The 19352-nt window shown below is 60.4% G+C and carries 17 protein-coding genes; 10 read left to right on the top strand and 7 right to left on the bottom strand.

The annotated features are described in order from the left end of the window. Positions 1–58 precede the first annotated feature (58 nt). A complete protein-coding gene (locus tag ACA072_RS27995; protein WP_150632076.1) occupies positions 59–514 on the top strand; it encodes a YaiI/YqxD family protein in 456 nt (151 codons plus the stop codon). 117 nt (positions 515–631) lie between these two features. On the opposite strand, the gene elbB is transcribed toward ACA072_RS27995, so the two are convergent. Further along, complete coding sequence (gene elbB, locus ACA072_RS27990) at positions 632–1300, bottom strand: isoprenoid biosynthesis glyoxalase ElbB (RefSeq protein ID WP_497621965.1); 669 nt, start codon at positions 1298–1300, stop codon at positions 632–634. 116 nt (positions 1301–1416) lie between these two features. Between elbB and ACA072_RS27985 the strand changes: the two genes are divergently transcribed. After that, entirely contained in the window at positions 1417–2652 is a 1236-nt protein-coding gene (locus tag ACA072_RS27985) for a sterol desaturase family protein (RefSeq protein WP_497621964.1), read from the top strand. On the opposite strand, the gene ACA072_RS27980 is transcribed toward ACA072_RS27985, so the two are convergent. Then, on the bottom strand, positions 2633–3256 hold the full coding sequence (locus ACA072_RS27980) for a DedA family protein (RefSeq protein ID WP_109635785.1): 624 nt from the start codon (positions 3254–3256) through the stop codon (positions 2633–2635). The two genes, ACA072_RS27985 and ACA072_RS27980, sit on opposite strands and share 20 nt — an antisense overlap. A gap of 474 nt (positions 3257–3730) precedes the next feature. Here ACA072_RS27980 and hemB point away from each other — a divergent pair, with 474 nt between their 5' ends. Both hemB and ppk1 read left to right on the top strand, forming a co-directional pair. Further along, positions 3731–4744, top strand: a complete 1014-nt coding sequence (gene hemB / locus ACA072_RS27975) for a porphobilinogen synthase (RefSeq protein ID WP_008150323.1) — start codon at positions 3731–3733, stop codon at positions 4742–4744. A gap of 18 nt (positions 4745–4762) precedes the next feature. Then, positions 4763–6985 carry a polyphosphate kinase 1 gene (ppk1, locus tag ACA072_RS27970; protein WP_497331787.1) on the top strand — a complete coding sequence of 741 codons (2223 nt, stop codon included), beginning with the start codon at positions 4763–4765 and terminating at the stop codon, positions 6983–6985. 177 nt (positions 6986–7162) lie between these two features. On the opposite strand, the gene ppx is transcribed toward ppk1, so the two are convergent. From ppx to ACA072_RS27945, 5 genes are all read right to left on the bottom strand, one after another. Beyond that, positions 7163–8665: an exopolyphosphatase gene (gene ppx, locus ACA072_RS27965; protein WP_497625050.1), complete on the bottom strand. Its 1503-nt coding sequence runs from the start codon at positions 8663–8665 to the stop codon at positions 7163–7165. 235 nt (positions 8666–8900) lie between these two features. After that, positions 8901–9638 carry an amino acid ABC transporter ATP-binding protein gene (locus ACA072_RS27960; protein WP_497331785.1) on the bottom strand — a complete coding sequence of 246 codons (738 nt, stop codon included), beginning with the start codon at positions 9636–9638 and terminating at the stop codon, positions 8901–8903. After that, on the bottom strand, positions 9625–10275 hold the full coding sequence (locus ACA072_RS27955; protein ID WP_497621961.1) for an amino acid ABC transporter permease: 651 nt from the start codon (positions 10273–10275) through the stop codon (positions 9625–9627). Before ACA072_RS27955 ends, ACA072_RS27960 begins: the two co-directional genes overlap by 14 nt. After that, on the bottom strand, positions 10272–10940 hold the full coding sequence (locus ACA072_RS27950) for an amino acid ABC transporter permease (RefSeq protein ID WP_497621959.1): 669 nt from the start codon (positions 10938–10940) through the stop codon (positions 10272–10274). Before ACA072_RS27950 ends, ACA072_RS27955 begins: the two co-directional genes overlap by 4 nt. A 21-nt stretch (positions 10941–10961) precedes the next feature. Beyond that, positions 10962–11747 carry a transporter substrate-binding domain-containing protein gene (locus ACA072_RS27945; protein WP_109635774.1) on the bottom strand — a complete coding sequence of 262 codons (786 nt, stop codon included), beginning with the start codon at positions 11745–11747 and terminating at the stop codon, positions 10962–10964. Positions 11748–12003: 256 nt separating this feature from the next. Here ACA072_RS27945 and ACA072_RS27940 point away from each other — a divergent pair, with 256 nt between their 5' ends. The 6 genes from ACA072_RS27940 (at position 12004) to ACA072_RS27915 (ending at position 19304) form a co-directional block, all read left to right on the top strand. Then, positions 12004–12711 (top strand): FadR/GntR family transcriptional regulator, encoded by a 708-nt coding sequence (locus ACA072_RS27940; protein WP_497621957.1) that lies wholly within the window; start codon positions 12004–12006, stop codon positions 12709–12711. Positions 12712–12831: 120 nt separating this feature from the next. Further along, positions 12832–13161 (top strand): thioredoxin TrxA, encoded by a 330-nt coding sequence (trxA, locus tag ACA072_RS27935; protein WP_016783018.1) that lies wholly within the window; start codon positions 12832–12834, stop codon positions 13159–13161. Positions 13162–13409: 248 nt separating this feature from the next. Continuing rightward, complete coding sequence (gene rho / locus ACA072_RS27930) at positions 13410–14669, top strand: transcription termination factor Rho (RefSeq protein WP_007942421.1); 1260 nt, start codon at positions 13410–13412, stop codon at positions 14667–14669. A 130-nt stretch (positions 14670–14799) separates the two neighbouring features. Then, positions 14800–16800 carry an acyltransferase family protein gene (locus ACA072_RS27925; protein ID WP_497621954.1) on the top strand — a complete coding sequence of 667 codons (2001 nt, stop codon included), beginning with the start codon at positions 14800–14802 and terminating at the stop codon, positions 16798–16800. A gap of 69 nt (positions 16801–16869) precedes the next feature. Continuing rightward, positions 16870–18336, top strand: a complete 1467-nt coding sequence (ubiD, locus tag ACA072_RS27920) for a 4-hydroxy-3-polyprenylbenzoate decarboxylase (RefSeq protein ID WP_007942423.1) — start codon at positions 16870–16872, stop codon at positions 18334–18336. Continuing rightward, the gene (locus ACA072_RS27915; protein WP_497621952.1) at positions 18336–19304 is read left to right on the top strand and encodes a CDP-6-deoxy-delta-3,4-glucoseen reductase; all 969 of its coding nucleotides are present in this window, start codon (positions 18336–18338) and stop codon (positions 19302–19304) included. The genes ubiD and ACA072_RS27915 overlap by 1 nt, the downstream gene beginning before the upstream one ends. Positions 19305–19352 lie beyond the last annotated feature (48 nt).

Here is a 19352-nt window from a genome sequence, read left to right as displayed (position 1 = left end):
GGGAGCGGCGGTGCGACGATTCGACTTGCCCGCGATGCTTTTAAAAGAGGAAAACACGATGCGTGTCTGGATCGATGCCGACGCCTGCCCACGGGCTGCCAAGGATCTGGTGGTGAAGTTCGCCCTCAAGCGTCAGTTCGAAGTGGTGCTGGTGGCCGGACAGCCGCAGATCAAACCGGGGCTGGCCCTGGTGAAGCTGATCGTGGTACCCAGCGGTCCGGATGCGGCCGACGATTACCTTGTGGAGCACGCCGTGCCAGGCGAACTGGTGATTTGCAGCGACGTACCGCTGGCCGATCGGCTGGTGAAAAAGGGCGTCGCCGCGCTGGACCCACGGGGCAAGGAGTTTGATGCGCAGAACATGGGCGATCGGCTGGCGGTGCGTAACCTGTTTACCGATCTGCGTGAACAGGGCCAGATGAGCGGCGGGCCGGCGCCGTTTGGTGAGCGCGAGAAGCAAGCGTTTGCCAATGCGCTGGACCGGATACTGACCCGGCTTTCCCGCAAAGCCTGAGCACTGCGACGGACCCTGTGGGAGCGGGCTTGCTCGCGAAGGCGGTGTATCAGTCGATATCAATGCTGAATGACACACCGCCTTCGCGAGCAAGCCCGCTCCCACATTTGAATCGGGTCAGGCGTCGTTTTCGTGGGTCAGTTCCAGTACTCGGTCGACCAGTTTGTTGATGCCTGACGCCGCTTCGCTGATCGATTGCGCCAGCATATAAGCCGGGGTGCACACCAGTTTGCGGGCTTTGTCTTCGACGATGTCGCTCACCCCGCAATCCTGGTGAGTGGCGCCCATCTTGTTCATGGCAGCAGCAGTATCGGCGTCGTTGCCGATGGTGCAGGTCACGCCCGGGCCATAGATTTTCGCCGCCAGTGCCGGCGAAATGCAGATCAACCCTACCGGTTTGCCCGCTTCGGCAAACGCTTCGGTCAACGCCAGGACGTCCGGTTGAACGGTGCAACCGGCGCCTTCGATGGCGAAGTTCGACAGGTTCTTGGCCGCGCCGAAACCGCCGGGCACAATCAGCGCGTCGAAGTCTTCGACGCTGGCCTCACGAATATCCTTGATGTTGCCCCGGGCGATCCGCGCCGATTCCACCAGTACATTGCGCGACTCGGGCATTTCGTCGCCGGTCAGGTGATTGATCACATGCAATTGCGAGATATTGGGGGCAAAGCACTGCACCTCGGCGCCACGCTGGTCCAGGCGCAGCAAGGTAATCACGCTTTCGTGGATCTCGGCACCGTCATACACGCCGCAGCCGGAAAGGATCACTGCAATTTTTTTGCTCATGGGTTTTTCTCCAGATTCATGGCGTTAAATGTCCACTAATTTGTCACTCGTTGCCATAGGGTTAATTCGCGGCTACACCTAGCATCTGTCCTCAAGATTCCGATCAGGGCGCGTCAATGGACTTCATTCTGTATGCGGTGCCGTTTTTCTTTGTACTGATTGCCGTCGAGCTGCTGGCGGACCGTTGGCGCGGGGTAAGCAATTATCGCGTGGCGGACGCGATTAACAGCATCAGCACCGGCGTGTTGTCGACCACAACCGGCCTGTTGACCAAAGGCGTCGGCCTGGTCACGTATGCGTTTGCCCTCAAGCATCTGGCGCTGTTCGAACTCTCGCCTGACAGCGTCTGGGTCTGGGTGTTTGCCTTCGTCCTCTACGACTTCTGCTACTACTGGCTGCATCGCATGGGCCACGAGCGCAATATCCTCTGGGCCGCGCACTCGGTGCATCACCAGAGTGAGGACTACAACCTGTCCACGGCCCTGCGCCAGACCAGTACCGGCTTCCTGCTGAGCTGGATTTTCTACCTGCCGATGGCGGTGCTCGGCGTGCCGCTGCTGGTGTTCATCAGCGTCGCCGCACTGAACCTGCTGTATCAATTCTGGGTGCATACCCGGCACATTCCCAAGCTCGGCTGGTTCGAGTGGTTTTTTGTCACACCGTCCAATCATCGGGCTCACCACGCACAGAACGCTCTCTACATGGATCGCAACTACGGCGGGGTGTTCATTATTTGGGACCGTCTATTCGGCTCGTTCCAGGAAGAGGACGACAACGAACCGGTGATTTTCGGCGTGACCACGCCGTTGGCGAGCTGGAATCCGTTGTGGGCGAACGTGCAGTTCTACGCGCAACTCTGGGATGACGCGCGGCGGGCGGAAAGCAAATGGGACAAGCTGCGGATCTGGTTCATGCGCACCGGTTGGCGGCCAGCGGATGTGGCGGCCAGGTACCCGATGAACAAGCCGGACCTGAGCCAGTTCCGCAAATTCGAGGTGCCGTTGGACGGGCGTCAGCAGCTGTATGTGGCGCTGCAGTTCTGCGTCTACATTGCGCTGGGCAGCTACTTGATGAACCTGGAATCGAGTTTGCCCACCGCAGCGTTGGTGTTGGGCTGGGGCGCGGTGGCATTGGGCTTGTTTACGCTGGGCATGGCCCTGGAGAATCGCCCGCAGGCAGTGAAGCTGGAGCTGATGCGGCTGGCATCGAATGTGCCGCTGGTGTGGCTGGCGCCGGTGGTCGGGCTGTGGCCGGCCGGCGCGGTGGGCTGGATCGGCCTGCTCAGCTACAGCCTGCTCAGCGGGATCGGTCTCTACTGTTGCAGGGACCGTTTCACTCGATTGGCGTCTTAGTCTCGGCGGCCTTGGCCAGCTCGGCTTGCTCGTCGGCGTAGATCTTCTTCGCCAGACGGGCATTCTTGAAGCGCCGGCGCAGCCACAAGCCCAGGCCCAGCACCAGCAGGGCGCCGAGCACCCATAGCTCGTACTTCTTGACGCTGCCCAGCATGCCCTCGAGCACCGCGCCGAAGTGATACGCCGCCGCAGCCAGTGCGGCCGCCCAGATCGCTGCACCAATCCCGTTCAGCAGCAGATAACGTCCCGGCGGATAACCCGACAGGCCGATCGCCACCGGCATGACCGTGCGCAATCCATAGACGAAGCGGAAGCTCAGCACCCAGATGTCCGGGTGCTTGCGGATGTGTTCCAGCGCCCGATCACCCATCATTTGCCAGCGTGGTTTGCGCGCGAGCAATTTGCGGCCGTGTTTGCGCCCGAGGAAGTACCACAGCTGATCGCCGGCATAACTGCCGCAAAACGCCACGATCGTGACGATCTTGATGTCCATGTATCCGCGGAACGCGAGGAAGCCTGCGAGCACCAGGATGGTTTCGCCTTCGAAGAACGTGCCGAGAAAGAGGGCGAAGTAGCCGAATTCCTGAAGAAATTGTTGGAGCATTGTCTGGATGCTGGCGAAATGAACGCGCAGCCTAACCCTTCGGGCACATTCATGAAAGTGTCCAAATGTGTCTCGACGTGAACATTTCCTACAAGGACAATGGAATGCGGCTAGAGGGGGCGTTCTCAATTAGTTTCCCCGCCGCGCCGGGTCTGCTGTTGTGCAGGGCAAGGCGCGAGAAGCGAGGTTTGGTCATTCCAAATAAGCTTCGAGTAACGCAGCCCTGCACAACAGCAGGCCCGGCCCTTCGGGTTGTGCCTTAAAGCGGGCCATGCTGCGTTGCAGGCCTTGGAAAGGGAACAACCATTCCCAGCGGCCTGCGCCTTGCCTGGCCCGCTTTAAGGCGACAACGCGGTGGGGAAACTAATTGAGAACGCCCCCTTGACGCAGGGATGCACATAACTGTCATACGTTGGTCATAATGGCCGCTTATAACTGTCACGCTCGCCCCCAGCGCGGGCTCAGGAGTCTGCCGTGAGCTTTACCCCCGCCAACCGTTTGTTTCCTGCAACCCGCCTGCGTCGCAACCGCCGTGATGATTTCTCGCGTCGGCTGGTCCGTGAAAACGTGCTGACCGTCGATGATCTGATCCTGCCGGTGTTCGTGCTGGACGGTGAAAACCGTCGCGAAGCGGTGGCGTCGATGCCGGGCGTCGAGCGGCTGACCATCGATCTGTTGCTCGAAGAAGCGGCCAAGTGGGTCGAGCTGGGCATTCCAGCACTGGCGCTGTTCCCGGTGACGCCGCCAGAGCTCAAGTCCCTGGACGCCGCCGAAGCCTGGAACCCGAACGGCATTGCCCAGCGCGCCACTCGCGCGCTGCGTGCGCAGTTCCCGGAGCTGGGGGTGATCACCGACGTCGCGCTCGACCCGTTTACCACCCACGGTCAGGATGGCATCCTCGACGAAGAAGGCTACGTGCAGAACGACATTACCGTCGACGCACTGGTCAAGCAGGCCCTGTCCCACGCCGAAGCCGGCGCTCAGGTGGTGGCCCCGTCGGACATGATGGACGGTCGCATCCAGGCGATCCGCGAAGCGCTGGAACTGGCCGATCACGTCAACGTACGGATCATGGCCTACTCGGCGAAGTACGCGAGCGCCTATTACGGCCCGTTCCGCGACGCGGTGGGTTCGGCGCTGAACCTGGGCAAGGCCAACAAGGCCTCCTATCAGATGGACCCGGCCAACAGCAACGAAGCCCTGCACGAAGTGGCGGCGGACTTGTCAGAAGGCGCGGACATGGTCATGGTCAAGCCAGGCATGCCGTATCTGGACATCCTTTACCGGGTCAAAGAAGAATTTAAAGTGCCGACCTTTGTTTATCAGGTCAGCGGTGAATACGCCATGCACATGGCGGCCATCCAGAATGGCTGGTTGAGTGAAGGGGTTATCCTTGAATCCCTGACCGCTTTTAAACGTGCAGGGGCCGATGGCATCCTGACTTACTTTGCCGTGCGTGCCGCTCAATTGTTACGAGAGCAGAAATAGCCCTCCCAGGAACATTCCATGAATACCGAAGGACTCACTGAAGTTGCCGTAAAAGAAGCTCAACCGGTGGTCGAGCAAATCGCCGAGACCCCGCCGGAGCTGGAGCCTGCTCCACCCGCGGCGGTGACCGAACCCGCAACAGCGGCGCCGGCGATTGCCATACCCGGCCTGGATGACAGCAGCCTGTACATCCATCGCGAGCTATCGCAACTGCAGTTCAACATCCGCGTGCTGGAGCAGGCGCTGGATGAGTCCTACCCGTTGCTGGAGCGGCTGAAGTTTCTGCTGATCTTCTCCAGCAACCTGGACGAGTTCTTCGAGATCCGCGTCGCCGGGCTGAAGAAGCAGATCACCTTCGCCCGTGAACAGGCCGGCGCTGATGGCCTGCAACCGCATCAGGCCCTGGCCCGCATCAGCGAGCTGGTGCACGGTCACGTTGACCGCCAGTACGCGATCCTCAATGACATTCTGTTGCCGGAACTGGAAAAACATCAGGTCCGCTTCATCCGCCGGCGTCACTGGACCACCAAGATCAAGACCTGGGTGCGCCGCTATTTCCGTGACGAGATCGCGCCGATCATCACCCCGATCGGCCTCGACCCGACGCACCCGTTCCCGTTGCTGGTGAACAAGAGCCTGAACTTTATCGTCGAGCTCGAAGGCATCGACGCCTTCGGACGCGATTCCGGTCTGGCAATCATCCCGGCGCCACGGCTGTTGCCGCGCGTCATCAAGTTGCCGGAAGAAGTCGGCGGCGCGGGCGACAACTATGTGTTCCTGTCGTCGATGATCCACGCGCACGCCGATGACCTGTTCCAGGGCATGAAGGTCAAGGGCTGCTACCAGTTCCGCCTGACCCGAAACGCCGACCTCGCGGTCGATACCGAAGACGTGGAAGACCTGGCCCGCGCCCTGCGCGGCGAGCTGTTCTCCCGTCGCTACGGTGACGCGGTGCGTCTGGAAGTGGCCGACACGTGCCCTAAACACCTGTCCGACTACCTGCTCAAGCAGTTCAACCTGCACGAGACCGAGTTGTATCAAGTCAACGGTCCGGTCAACCTGACTCGCCTGTTCAGCATCACCGGCCTGGACAGTCAGCGCGCCCTGCAATACATGCCGTTCACCCCGCAGATCCCGAAACTGCTGCAGAACAGCGAGAACATCTTCAGCGTGATCAGCAAGCAGGACATTCTGCTGCTGCACCCGTTCGAGTCGTTTACGCCGGTGGTCGACCTGCTGCGTCAGGCCGCGAAGGACCCGCATGTATTGGCGGTCCGCCAGACCCTGTACCGCTCCGGCGCGAACTCGGAAATCGTCGATGCGCTGGTGGATGCGGCGCGTAACGGCAAAGAGGTCACTGCGGTGATCGAGTTGCGTGCGCGGTTTGATGAAGAGTCCAACCTGCAACTGGCCAGCCGTCTGCAAGCGGCCGGTGCGGTGGTGATTTACGGTGTGGTCGGTTTCAAGACCCACGCCAAGATGATGCTGATTCTGCGTCGCGAGGCCGGCGAGATCGTGCGTTACGCGCATTTGGGTACCGGCAACTACCACGCGGCGAACGCCCGTCTGTACACCGACTACAGCTTGCTGACCTCCGATGACGCCTTGTGCGAAGACGTTGGCAAACTGTTCAGCCAGCTGATCGGCATGGGCAAGACCCTGCGCATGAAGAAGCTGCTGCACGCGCCGTTCACGTTGAAGAAGGGCATGCTCGATATGATTGCCCGCGAAACTCAATTCGCCCTCGACGGCAAACCGGCGCACATCATCGCCAAGTTCAACTCGCTGACCGATCCGAAGATCATCCGCGCGCTGTACAAGGCCAGTCAGTCCGGGGTGCGTATCGATCTGGTGGTACGCGGCATGTGCTGCCTGCGTCCAGGCATTGCCGGGGTTTCGCACAACATCCACGTGCGCTCTATCATTGGCCGTTTCCTGGAACACACCCGGGTCTTCTACTTCCTCAATGGCGGCGAAGAGCAGATGTTCCTGTCCAGCGCCGACTGGATGGAGCGCAACCTCGACAAGCGCGTCGAGACTTGCTTCCCGGTGGAGGGCAAGAAGCTGATCATGCGGGTCAAGAAAGAGCTGGAGCTTTATCTGACCGATAACACCCACAGCTGGAGCCTGCAGGCGGACGGTCGCTACATCCGCAACACCCCGACCGGCAACCAAAACCCGCGCAGTGCGCAAGCGACGTTGCTGGAGCGTTTGGGCAGCCCGATCCTGACCGTCCGATAACACCACAAAAACCCTGTGGGAGCGGGCTTGCTCGCGAAAGCGGTGTGCCATTCAACATCAATGTTGACTGACAGGGCCCCTTCGCGAGCAAGCCCGCTCCCACAGTAGGGGTGTATCGCCTGCTGAATTGCGGGCACAAAAAAGGCCTTCCGAAGAAGGCCTTTTTCAATTTCAGGTTTAGCGGACGTTCAGGGTAAAGCTAACCCGGGTCAGCCATTCCGCTTCCAGGGCGAAGTCGGCCTGGGTCAGCTGGTTTTCGTCCAGCCAGTTTTCCGGGAACAACACGTCGAGGCTGTCGCGCTTGGCGTGCAAGACGACCTGCGGCATTTCCTGGGTGCCACGGATGTGATGGAACAGGATCGCAAAGCGCAACAGCACGCACAGGCGAATCAGCTTGATGCCGTCATCGCCAAAATCGGCAAAGCGGTCCCGGGGAATATTGCGACGGTGACCACGCACCAGTAGCGCGAGCATCAGTTGGTCTTCGCGGGAGAACCCGGCCAGGTCCGAGTGCTCGATCAGGTAGGCGCCGTGCTTGTGATACTGATAGTGAGCGATGTCCAGGCCTACTTCATGGACCTTGGCCGCCCAGCCGAGCAGTTCGCGCCAGACGCCGTCATCCAGGTCCCAGTCCTTGGCCACTTGATCGAAGGCGTGCAGGGCTTTGCGTTCGACCCGCGCCGCTTGTTCCAGATCGACGTGATAGCGCTCCATCAGCGAGCTGAGGGTGCGCTCACGGACGTCCTCGTGATGATGACGCCCCAGCAGGTCATAGAGCACGCCTTCACGCAGGGCGCCTTCACAGTGGTCCATGCGTTGCAATTCGAGGGCGTCGAAGATCGCTTCGAGAATCGCCAGACCCGCAGGGAAGATCGCACGGCGGTCGGGCTTGATGCCTTCGAAGTCGATTTTCTCGACATCGCCCAGCTTGATCAGTTTGCGCTTGAGCCAGGCCAGGCCTTCGGCATTGACCTCGCCGGTGCCATGACCGCCGGCTTTCAGCGCCAGGCCGATAGCGCGGATGGTGCCCGAGGAGCCGATCGCTTCATCCCAGGTCAGGCGGTGCAGGGCGTGTTCGATGCTCATGATCTCCAGCCGTGCCGCCGTGTACGCCTGGGCGTAGCGGGCCGGGGTGATCTTGCCGTCCTTGAAATAACGCTGGGTGTAGCTGACGCAACCCATTTGCAGGCTTTCGCGCAGCAACGGTTCGAAGCGCTGGCCGATGATGAATTCGGTACTGCCGCCGCCGATGTCGGCCACCAGGCGTTTGCCCGGGGTGTCGGCGAGGGTGTGGGACACGCCGAGGTAGATCAGCCGCGCTTCTTCACGACCGGAGATGACTTCCACCGAGTGGCCGAGGATTTCTTCGGCGCGGCGGATGAATTCGCCGCGGTTGCGGGCTTCACGCAGGGCGTTGGTGCCGACGATCCGCACGGCGCCAGGGGGCATACCGTTGATCAGTTGGGCAAAACGCTTCAGGCAATCGAGCCCGCGCTGCATCGATTCTTCGTTGAGCTGGCGGTCTTCGTCGATGCCGGCGGCCAGTTGCACCTTCTCCCCGAGACGTTCGAGAATACGGATTTCGCCGTTCTGGGCCTTGGCCACGACCATGTGAAAGCTGTTGGAGCCCAGGTCGATTGCGGCGATCAAGGACAGATTCTTGGCTTGGGATTGCGGCATGGTCATGGGGTCTCGGTCGATAACCTCGACATCGTGCCACGATCAAACGCTGACGCCAACGCGCAGGAGTTGTGGAAGGCTGCGATCTTTTGGCGCGGGGACATTTGCAGTGCTGCTGATGGCCTCTTCGCGAGCAAGCCCGCTCCCACAGTTGATCGCGTTCTGGCTGAGGAACTCGGTTAATTGTGGGAGCGGGCTTGCTCGCGAAGGCGGCATCGCTGGTTCCAGAGATCTTTCAGACCGCCGCTTCCACCGTCCCGATGAAATTCGCCAGCTCCGCCGTCTGCGGATTCGCAAACAAAACCTTCGGATCCCCCACCTCATGCACCTTGCCCTGATGCATGAACACCAACTTATCCCCAACCTCACGGGCAAAGCGCATTTCATGAGTGACCATGATCAGCGTCATCCCTTCCTTGGCCAACTGCCGAACCACGCTCAGCACCTCATTGACCAATTCCGGATCCAGCGCCGAGGTGATCTCGTCGCACAGCAAGACTTTGGGCGACATCGCCAAAGCCCGGGCAATCGCCACTCGCTGTTGCTGCCCGCCCGACAATCGATCCGGGAAGGCATCAAACTTTTCCCCCAGCCCGACCCGTTCCAGCATCTCCCGAGCCAGCTCGACCGCTTTGGCCTTCGGGACTTTCTGCACCACTTGCGGCGCGAGCATCACGTTTTCGCCGACCGTCAGGTGCGGGAACAGGTTGAACTGCTGAAACACCATCCCTACTTTTTGCCGCAGGCTGCGCAAGTCGGCGCGGGCGGCATCGAGGTATTCGCCATCGACTTCGATCACGCCGTCGTTGATCGATTCCAGGCCATTGAGGGTGCGCAGCAAGGTGGATTTGCCCGAACCGCTGCGGCCGATGATCGCCACGACCTGGCCTTCCTCGACGCTCAGGTCGATGCCTTTGAGTACATGGTGGTCGCCGTAATATTTATGCAGGGCGGAAATTCTAAGCAGAGGCATGCAGTCTCCTTTCCAGGTAGCGCGCACTGAGGGACAAGGGGTAGCAGAGCAGGAAATAACCGAGGGCCACGAGGCCGTAGACCATGAAGGGTTCGAAGGTCGCGTTGGCGAGCATGCCGCCGGTCTTGGTCAGTTCGGTGAAGCCGATGATCGAGGTCACGGCGGTGCCTTTGACCACTTGCACCGAGAAACCCACGGTGGGCGCCACGGCGATCCGCAGCGCTTGCGGCAGGATCACGTAGCGCAATTGCTCCAGCGGATTGAGCGCCAGGCTCGACGAGGCTTCCCACTGACCATTGGGAATTGAATCGACACAGCCGCGCCAGATCTCCGCCAGATAGGCGCTGGTGAACAGCGTCAGGGCCAGTGCCGCCGCCATCCATGGCGAAATCTCCACGCCGGCCAGCGCCACGCCGAAGAACACCAGGAACAGCTGCATCAGCAGGGGCGTGCCCTGGAACAGCTCGATGTAGGTGCGGGCAACGTTGCGCGGCAGGGGCTTTTTCGAGATGCGCATGACCATGATCAGCAAACCGATCAGCCCGCCACCGATAAATGCCACCAGTGACAGCGCCAGCGTCCATTGCAGGCCGGTGAGCAGGTTGCGCACGACATCCCAGAAGGTGAAATCGCTCATTGGCTGCTCCTTGCAATGAATCGACGACCGATCCAGTTCAGCAACTGACGGATCAACAGTGCCATGCACAGGTACAGCAGCGTGGTCAGGGCATAGGTTTCAAAGGCGCGGAAGTTGCGCGACTGAATGAAGTTGGCGGCAAAGCTCAATTCCTCGGTGGCGATCTGCGAGCAGACTGCCGAGCCGAGCATGACGATGATGATCTGGCTGCTCAGTGCCGGCCAGACCTTGCCCAGCGCTGGCAGCAGGATCACGTGGCGGAACGCTTCGAACCGGCTCATCGCCAAAGCCGCCGCCGCTTCCAGCTGTCCTCGGGGAATCGCCTGGATGCCGGCGCGGATGATTTCGGTCGAGTAGGCGCCGAGGTTGATCACCATCGCCAGCACCGCTGCCTGCCATTCGGAAATCTGCACGCCCAGCGACGGCAACCCGAAGAAGATGAAAAACAGCTGCACCAGGAACGGCGTATTGCGGATCAACTCGACGTAGACCCCGAAGATCACTGAGAACGGGCGAATGTTCCATGCCCGCACCAGCGCCCCGACAATGCCCAGTCCCACCCCGAGCACCGCACCGATGGCGGTCAGCTCAAGGGTGAACAATGCGCCGCGCAGCAGCAGGTCGGTGTTTTGTACCACCGGCAGGAAGTCGAACTGATAGGCCATATCAAGTCTCTCGGGCGACGATCAGAGATCGGCCGGCAACGGCTCTTTCAGCCAGGTCTGGGAGTTCTTTTCCAGCGCGCCGTCGGTCTTGGCGGTGGCGAGGATCTGATTGACCTTGCCCAGCAGCGCCGGCTCGTTCTTGTTCACGCCGACGTAGACCGGCGAATCCTTGAGTTTCACTTTCAGCGCGGGCACGCGTTTCGGGTTTTTCTCGCTGATCGCCACCATCACCACGTTGCCGCTGGCGATCAGGTCGACTTGCCCGGCGAGGTACGCGGCGATGGTCGAGTTGTTGTCTTCGAAGCGTTTGATGGTCACGCCTTCGGGAGCGACTTTGGTCAGCTCGATGTCTTCGATGGCGCCCCGGGTGACGCTGACGGTTTTGCCCTTGAGGTCGTCCAGGCCTTTGATATCGGCGTCGGGCGGGCCGAACACAGCGAGGTAGAACGGCGCGTAGGCGCTGGAGAAATCGATGACTTTCTCGCGCTCGGGGTTCTTGCCCAGGCTGGAGATCACCAGATCGACCTTGCCGGTGGTCAGGAACGGGATGCGGTTGGTGCTGTTGACCGGCGTTAGCTCAAGCTTGACCTTGAGCTGGTCGGCCAGCAGCTTGGCGGTGTCGATATCGAGGCCGCGAGGTTTCATGTCCGGGCCGACCGAGCCGAACGGCGGGAAGTCCTGAGGCACCGCCACCTTGAGGACGCCGCGTTTGACCACATCCTCCAGGCCGTCGGCGTGAGCGGGCGCCTGGCTCAGCATCAGGCTGGCAAACAGGGCGGTGAGAAGGGCGCTGTAACGCAGGGTCATGGCAAATCTCCGGATCGGCGAGAAGTGATTTCTGCGGATCGACAGAGCATGGGCCATGCCAAGAAGTGGTTTTGGGTGTCCCAGGCCACGGTTTTGCTGGATTCGTTCGGTCTTACTGGTCTGAACAGTGCAAGGGCGTTTCGCACCCTCATAGCGCATCCGTGAAACGTGCCGAACTCCCATGGGGCACGACTTGCCGGGCGCTGCGAATAGCTTTACAACTAGCCGCTCATTGTCCTGGTTCGTCTGAAAAACCATGAATTCGATCTCTCGAGCCGTACCTGAAGTGGCGCTGCAAGCCATCCGTAAACTGATCGCCGAGCAGGGTTTCGCACCGGGCGATGCCTTGCCTTCGCAGCGGGATCTGGCGGTGCAATTGGGAGTCAGCCGCGCGTCGCTGCGTGAGGCGCTGTCGTCATTGAGTGCGTTGGGCGTGATCAGCATCCAGCCGGGCAAGGGCGTGTTTGTGCAGTCGCCGGTCGATTTGCCGCGTGGCGATGGGGCGCTGAGCTGGCCATTCGCGGCCCAGGCATCGCCGTTGGATATTTTCCAGTTGCGCTATGCCCTGGAAGGGTTTGCCGCCGGCTTGGCCGCGGTGACCCTGAGCACGCACGAGCTCGATACGCTGGAAGACAACGTGGCCGCCATGCGCAACGAATTGAAGGTCGGTGACTTCGAAGCGGCGGCGCGACTGGATTTCGATTTTCACCGACGCATCCTGCTGGCCAGCGGCAATCAGGCGATGCTGAGCATCCTCACCGCCAGCGCCGACATTTTTCTGGAGAGCCAGAAGCTACCGTTCATCCGGGCCGAACGCGCCATGGAAACCTGGCAGGAACACCGAAAAATCCTCCGCGCGCTGGCCCGGCGCTCGTCCGGCGCGGCGCAGAAGGCCATGCAGGAGCATGTGCGCAATGCAGCCCTGCGCACCGGAATTGCCTTCGTCGCTCCCGCCACCCCGTGACTTGAGCTATACCCAAAGTCATGCGGCACCATAGCGAGACTCAATCAACTGCACCTTCCTGAACGAGGGAAGGGCGGCTATGATGGGCCACGTTTTTTTGCTTACAACCTGGAGACTTCCATGAGCAGCGATCTTATCAAACACGTCACCGACGCTAGCTTCGAGGCCGACGTACTCAAGGCCGAAGGCGCTGTACTGGTCGACTACTGGGCTGAATGGTGCGGCCCTTGCAAAATGATCGCTCCTGTCCTGGACGAAATTGCTGAAACCTACAAAGGCAAACTGACCGTTGCCAAGCTGAACATCGACGAGAACCAGGAAACCCCGGCCAAGCATGGCGTGCGTGGTATCCCGACTCTGATGCTGTTCAAGAACGGCAACGTTGAGGCGACCAAGGTCGGCGCACTGTCGAAGTCGCAACTGGCTGCCTTCCTCGACGCCAACATCTAAGCGTTGTTATAAAGCGTCATGAAAAGGCCCCGCATATTGCGGGGCCTTTTCGTTATTGAGGGCTAGACGCTCCGAAACTCAGGTGGTACATTCGGCCCCGCACTGGTTTCTCCACTGCCCCCTGCTAGCCGTCGCCGACGCACTCCTTTTCGAATAAGTACGCGATCCTGTCGCCTTCTCTGCGGCGCGGCCTCATTAAGCCAAAAGCTTAATTTCCCCCCCTCCATAAATGATTACGTCATTCCTATATGAATCTGACTGAACTCAAGCAAAAGCCGATTACCGAACTGCTCGAATTGGCCGAACAGATGGGCATAGAAAATATGGCCCGTTCGCGCAAGCAGGACGTGATTTTCTCCCTGCTCAAAAAGCACGCTAAAAGCGGCGAGGAAATCTCCGGTGATGGCGTGCTGGAGATTCTCCAGGACGGCTTCGGCTTTCTCCGCTCTGCTGACGCTTCCTATCTCGCCGGCCCTGACGATATCTACGTCTCGCCGAGCCAGATCCGTCGCTTCAACTTGCGCACCGGTGACACTATCGTTGGCAAGATCCGCCCTCCCAAGGAAGGCGAGCGTTATTTCGCGCTGCTCAAGGTCGACACGATCAACTACGATCGTCCCGAGAACGCGAAAAACAAGATTCTCTTCGAGAACCTGACCCCGCTGTTCCCGACCGTGCGCATGAAGATGGAAGCCGGCAACGGTTCCACCGAAGACTTGACCGGTCGAGTCATCGACCTGTGCGCCCCGATCGGCAAAGGCCAGCGCGGTCTGATCGTTGCACCGCCGAAAGCCGGTAAAACGATCATGCTGCAGAACATCGCAGCCAACATCGCTCGTAACAACCCTGAAGTTCATCTGATCGTATTGCTGATCGACGAACGTCCGGAAGAAGTGACCGAAATGCAGCGCACCGTGCGCGGCGAAGTGGTTGCCTCGACGTTCGACGAGCCGCCAACCCGCCACGTGCAGGTTGCCGAAATGGTGATCGAGAAGGCCAAGCGCCTGGTCGAACACAAGAAGGACGTGGTGATCCTGCTCGACTCCATCACCCGTCTGGCTCGCGCCTACAACACCGTGATCCCGAGCTCCGGCAAAGTGCTCACCGGTGGTGTCGATGCCCACGCCCTGGAGAAACCGAAACGTTTCTTCGGCGCCGCACGGAACATCGAGGAAGGCGGTTCGCTGACCATCATCGCCACCGCGCTGGTTGAAACCGGCTCGAAGATGGACGAAGTGATCTACGAAGAATTCAAAGGCACCGGCAACATGGAACTGCCTCTGGACCGTCGTATCGCTGAAAAACGCGTCTTCCCGGCCATCAACATCAACCGTTCCGGCACCCGCCGCGAAGAGTTGCTGACGGCCGACGACGAGTTGCAGCGTATGTGGATCCTGCGCAAGCTGCTGCACCCGATGGACGAAATCGCTGCCATCGAGTTCCTGGTCGACAAACTGAAAACGACCAAGACCAACGACGAGTTCTTCTTGTCGATGAAGCGTAAGTAAGACGGTTTTCAAACCGCAAAAAATGGCGTCCTTCGGGACGCCATTTTTTTTGCAAGAAAAATGGAAGGTTTGTGATTAACTCCGGTCAGTTAGAAAACAAAAAACAATCAACTGACTGGCCTTACTGTTTATGAGCACGCTTGCTTATCGAAGGGACATCGACGGCTTACGCGCAATCGCCGTGATTGCCGTGGTGCTGTTCCATTTTGGTGTTCCAGGGTTTACCGGCGGATTCGTCGGCGTGGACATCTTCTTTGTGATTTCCGGTTTCCTGATCACCTCGATCATCTGGAACCAGCGTCAGGCCGGGCGCTTCAGCTTTGTCGATTTCTGGGCCCGTCGTGCCCGGCGAATTCTCCCCGCGCTATTTTCGATGTTCGTTGCTGTGCTGGCGGTGGGCTGGTTCCTGCTGGCGCCCAAGGACTATGAAGAACTGGGGCGCTCGGTGCGTTACCAGGTGATGTTCGTTTCCAACATCCTGTTCATGCGTCAGGACGGCTACTTCGACGTTGCTTCGGATCTCAAGCCGTTGCTGCATACGTGGTCGCTGGCGGTTGAAGAGCAGTTCTATATTGTCTTCCCGCTGTTGCTGACGCTGTTGTCGAGTCGTCTCAAGCATTGGCGTCTGGCGCTGTTCGCGGTGTTGCTGGTGTCCTTCGGGCTCAGTGTCTGGGCCGTTGCGCATCACCCTGAAAAAGCGTTTTTCCTGCTGCCGATGCGTGCCTGGGAGCTGTTGGCCGGCGCGATGCTGGCGGTTGCGCCCAGAGGCCAATGGCGCCTGACCACCGCTGGCGCTCAAGTGGTCAGCCTGACCGGGTTCGGGATGATTCTGCTGGCGATTGTGGGCTACGACAGAGGCACGGCATTCCCCGGTGCCGCAGCGTTGCTGCCGACCCTGGGCGTGGTTGCGCTGATCTGGGCCAACGGCCACCGGCAGACCCTGGTCGGCGGATTGCTGGCCAGTCGCGTTCTGGTCGGGCTCGGGCTGATTTCCTACTCCTGGTACCTGTGGCATTGGCCGGTGTTTGTCTTCGCCAGCTACGCCAGTGTCGAGGAGCCCGGTCCGTTTGATATTGCCGGCTTGATTCTGCTCACCCTGGTGCTGGGTTACTTGTCGTGGAAATTCGTCGAGACGCCGTTCCGTGAACGACGGCTGTTGGCGGGGCGTCGGCAGATTCTGTTGGCGGCGGGTGTCGGTGTGCTGGTGTTGGGTCTGGCCGGTCAAGCGCTGCGCTGGACCGATGGCTTGCCCTCGCGCCTGTCCGATCAAGCGTTGCAGTACGCCAAGGCGAAGGAGTGGCGACCGGAACTGATGCGCTGCCTGGCTGACGACAAGACCCCTGACGACAAACTTTTCTGTCGCTACGGGGCGCCAGCGAAAGCGTCTCGGGTGCTGGTCTGGGGCGATAGTCACGCCACCGCGCTGATCCCGGTGTTCGATGAGGGAGCGCAAAAACATGGCATCAGCGTGATTCTCACCAGCTCTGCGGGCTGCATCCCGGTGAAAGGGCTCGAGCACGATCAACGGTGCGTCCGCTTCAATCGCCGGGTCGAGCAGGCCTTGAAGCCGCAAGCGGTGGGCGACGTGGTGCTGGTCGCGCGCTGGAGCCTGTATCTCTATGGCGATGCGAAAGGCGATCTCGGGCATGCCCTGAAAAATTCCCAGGGTCGTTATGACCGGGCCAATGCCGAGCAGCAACTCGCCGAAAGATTACAGGCGACCGTCCGGCAGTTGCGAAGTGGCGGGCATCGTGTCTGGCTGATCAAGGAGGCGCCGCTGCAACCGTTCAGCCCGCCTTACCGCCTCAGCCGCCTGGCCATGTTGCATCGTCCGACCGAGGACGTCGGCCTGGCAGTGGCTGAGCACTTCAAGCGTCAGGCGTTCATCAGCCAACTGTTCGCGCAAATAGCGGCCGCCAACCCGGGCGTGAACGTGGTCGATCCGGCGCCGTTGCTGTGTGATCAAGCGGGCCTGTGCCGCGCCGAGCTCGACGGCCACTCGCTGTACACCGACGATAATCACCTGTCGGAGGTTGGTGCGCGCGTGATCGCGCCGGTGCTTGAGCCGCTGTTCAACCGCTTGCAAGCCCGGACGACACTGGGCAATGGCAACGCAAATGCGGCCAGGTAAGCAGCGATAAGCTGCCAGCGGACGGCATAGCAGGTAGGATGTACGCCTATTTTAGGGGTGCCATCGTCAATGAAATTCAAGGATCTTCGGGATTTCGTGCAGCAGCTTGAGCAGCGCGGAGAGTTGAAACGCATCCAGATCCCCGTCTCTCCAGTGCTGGAGATGACCGAAGTCTGTGATCGCACGCTGCGGGCAAAAGGCCCGGCGCTGTTGTTCGAAAACCCGACCGGCTACGACATTCCGGTGCTCGGCAACCTGTTCGGCACCCCCGAGCGGGTCGCCATGGGCATGGGCGCCGAGGCGGTCAGCGAACTGCGCGAGATCGGCAAGCTGCTGGCCTTCCTCAAAGAACCTGAGCCGCCGAAGGGCCTGAAGGACGCGTGGTCCAAGCTGCCGATCTTCCGCAAGATCATTGCGATGGCGCCGAAAGTCGTCAAGGACGCGGTGTGCCAGGAAGTGGTCATCGAAGGCGACGATGTCGACCTGGCGATGCTGCCGGTACAGACCTGCTGGCCGGGCGACGTCGGTCCGCTGATCACCTGGGGCCTGACCGTCACCAAAGGTCCGAACAAGGACCGCCAGAACCTCGGCATCTACCGCCAGCAAGTCATTGGCCGCAACAAAGTCATCATGCGCTGGCTGAGTCACCGTGGCGGCGCACTGGATTATCGTGAGTGGTGCGAGAAGCATCCCGGCCAGCCGTTCCCGGTCTCCGTGGCCTTGGGCGCTGACCCGGCGACCATTCTCGGCGCCGTCACGCCGGTGCCGGACAGCCTTTCTGAATACGCTTTCGCCGGTCTGCTGCGCGGCAACCGCACCGAATTGGTGAAATGCCGCGGCAACGACCTGCAAGTGCCGGCCACCGCCGAGATCATCCTTGAAGGCGTGATCCATCCGGGCGAAATGGCCGATGAGGGCCCGTACGGCGACCACACCGGTTACTACAACGAAGTCGACAGCTTCCCGGTGTTCACCGTCGAGCGCATCACCCACCGGATCAAACCGATCTACCACAGCACCTACACCGGCCGTCCGCCGGATGAGCCGGCGATTCTCGGCGTGGCGCTGAACGAAGTGTTCGTGCCGATCCTGCAAAAGCAGTTCCCGGAAATCACCGACTTCTACCTGCCGCCGGAAGGCTGCTCGTACCGCATGGCCATCGTGACCATGAAGAAGTCGTATCCGGGCCATGCCAAGCGGGTAATGCTCGGTGTCTGGTCGTTTTTGCGACAGTTCATGTACACCAAGTTCGTTATCGTCACTGACGACGATATCAATGCGCGGGACTGGAATGACGTGATCTGGGCCATCACCACGCGCATGGACCCCAAGCGCGACACGGTGATGATCGACAACACGCCGATCGACTACCTCGACTTCGCCTCGCCGGTCTCAGGCTTAGGCTCGAAGATGGGGCTCGATGCCACGCATAAATGGCCGGGCGAAACCACTCGCGAGTGGGGCCGGGTGATCGTCAAGGACGACGCCGTAACCCAGCGGATCGATGCCATCTGGAATCAGTTAGGAATAGATTGATGCGTGTAACTTTGCAGCCCTCCGGAGCGGTGCTACAGATTCTGCCCGGCGAGCGGATTCTCGATGGCGCGCGGCGCCTGGGCTATGAATGCCCGCAAAGCTGCCGCAATGGCAATTGCCACGTGTGCGCGGCGTTGCTGGTGGAAGGTCGGGTCGAACAGGCCGGGCATGTGCGCGACCATGGCGAGTTCTACACTTGCATAGCAGAGCCGCTGGAAGACTGCATCGTGCTGTGGGATGGCGTGCTCGCGCTGGGAGAACTGCCGGTGCGCAGCTTGTCGTGTCAGGTCATTGAATGCAGGGACGTGGGCGGCGATACCTTTCGCGTGCATCTGCGAGCGCCGGCCGGCAAGCCGCCGCGTTATCACGCCGGCCAGTATTTGATGATCGAGCGTGAGAACGGCGAGAAATCGGCCTTCTCCCTGGCCTCGGCACCCCATGCCGGGCGAGATCTGGAAATCCATGTGCTGGCGCGCGAAAGCAGTGCGCAGAACTTGATCAAACAACTGCAACGCAACCCGCTGGTGCGGGTCGAGATGCCGTTCGGCGATACCCATCTGGCCGAATTGCCGGACGGTCCGCTGGTGCTGATCGCCGCTGGCACCGGCATGGGCCAGATCCACAGTCTGATCGAACATTGCCGGGCTGCGGGCTTCAAACACCCGGTGCATCTGTATTGGGGCGTGCGTCGGCCAGAAGACTTTTATGAAATCGAGCATTGGGACGAATGGCTGAAACTGCCGAATCTGTTCCTGCATAAGGTCGTCAGCGATCAATGCGGCTGGCAAGGGCGTTGCGGGATGCTGCACGAGGCGGTGTGTGAGGATTTCCCTGCTCTGAAATCCTTGCATGTATATGCCAGCGGCTCTCCGGCCATGGTGTACGGCACGCTGGATGCGTTGGTTGAAGCGGGGATGGATGCGCATCAGATGCGTGCTGACGTGTTTGCGTACGCGCCGCGCTCTTGAGCCGCGATCTTGATCCACGATCTTGATCCAAGGTCTTAAGCGTTATAA

It is taken from the genome of Pseudomonas sp. LBUM1656, from assembly GCF_059716065.1.
The sequence above is the reverse complement of the archived record's forward strand: the minus strand, read 5'-3'. Positions and strand labels throughout refer to the sequence as shown.